This is a genomic window from Bacillus sp. sid0103 (assembly GCF_019219025.1).
Map to the genome: position 1 here is coordinate 1 of NZ_JAHUWN010000134.1, position 291 is coordinate 291.

At 47.1% G+C, this 291-nt stretch carries 1 protein-coding gene; it reads left to right on the top strand.

Annotation, left to right across the window (positions count from 1 at the left end; all coding sequences use genetic code 11):
* Positions 1 to 291: zinc-binding dehydrogenase (locus KW850_RS34615; protein WP_218351740.1), on the top strand; the 291-nt coding region annotated here is incomplete at both ends.

Consider the following 291-nt stretch of genomic DNA (forward strand, 5'->3'; position numbering starts at 1 on the left):
ACATTGGCAAACCCAAAGAGGGGGAGACCGTGGTCGTATCTGGTGCAGCGGGTGCCGTAGGTACGGTAGTAGGACAAATTGCAAATATCAAGGGAGCTCGCTCTGTAGGGATTGCTGGTTCGGATGAAAAGTGTGAGTATCTAACAAAGGAACTCGGATTCACTGCCGCAATCAATTATAGGGAGCCGGATTTTGAGAAACAGATTGAGGCTGCATGCCCAAACGGTGTTGATGTCTATTTCGACAATGTAGGTGGTACGGTATCCGACACGATTATGAAACTTATTAATC